General features: G+C 64.2%; 1 protein-coding gene. It reads left to right on the top strand.

Features of this window, described 5'->3' with window-relative positions; all coding sequences use genetic code 11:
- On the top strand, positions 1 to 979 hold a 979-nt coding region (locus G6N73_RS35825; RefSeq protein WP_165034567.1), incomplete at its 5' end, for a transposase.
- Positions 980 to 1,053 lie beyond the last annotated feature (74 nt).

The following is a 1,053-nucleotide window of genomic DNA, read 5'->3' as shown; positions in this document are numbered from 1 at the left end:
GGCCGAGGGACTGGTCGGCGGCGAAGGCTTCGCGGTCGATGCGAGCCTGATCCGCGCCGATGTCCATCGGCAGCGTTCGGTTCCGGGCGATGAAGGTCTGCCGCCCGAAGTGGTCGGTCGCGCCGTGCGCGAGTATCTGGATGTGCTCGACGATGCCGCGTTCGGCGGTGCGACACCGGTTCTGCCGAAGCGTATCGCTCTCACCGACCCCGCATCACGCTGGACAGCGGCAACGCGCGAGCGCGCCTTCTACGCGTACAGCACCAACTATCTGATCGACCTCGATCACGCGGTGATCGTTGATGTCGAGGCAACGACGTCGGTACGACGGGCCGAAGTGACCGCCCAGCGCAGGATGATCGACCGGGCGCAGGCACGGTTCGGCCTGCGGCCCGACCGGCTGGCTGCCGATGCCAGCTATGGCGATGCCGCCAACCTGGCCTGGCTGGTCGAGGACAAGGGCATTGCGCCGCATATCCCGGTGTTCGACAAATCCGCCCGCACCGACGGGACATTCGAGCGATCGGCCTTCACCTTCGACCAGAAGGATGACAGCTATATCTGTCCCGGCGGTAAGCGCCTGCGCCCTCGAAACCGGAACTTCACCGTCCCCCGGTCCAATGTTGATCAAGGCGGCTTCATTCGATATCGCGCGCGCCAGCAGGACTGCGGCGACTGCGCTCTACGGCAGCGCTGTACGCCCAACATGCCGGCTCGCAAGATCATGCGATCAATCCATGAAGGCGCCCGCGACATCGCGCGCGATATCGCCATGACCGAGGCCTACGTCACTTCACGAAGGCAGCGAAAGAAGGTCGAGATGTTGTTCGCGCACCTTAAACGCATCCTGAAGCTCGATCGCCTGCGCCTGCGAGGTCCAAACGGCGCCAAAGACGAGTTCCTCCTCGCTGCCACCGCCCAGAACCTCCGCAAGATGGCCAAGCTGATCCCGATGTCACCTCTGCCGGCCCCCGCCTGAGAGGGCAAGGCATCCATCGGTCACGTCGAGCGGGCCAACACCTCGCTCCGATCATCGACTTCTTCAACACAATC

Origin of the sequence: Allomesorhizobium camelthorni (genome assembly GCF_011045125.1) — a bacterium.
In the GTDB taxonomy this organism is placed as follows: Bacteria; Pseudomonadota; Alphaproteobacteria; order Rhizobiales; family Rhizobiaceae; genus Allomesorhizobium; species Allomesorhizobium camelthorni.
This window is presented reverse-complemented; position numbering and strand designations above follow the sequence as displayed.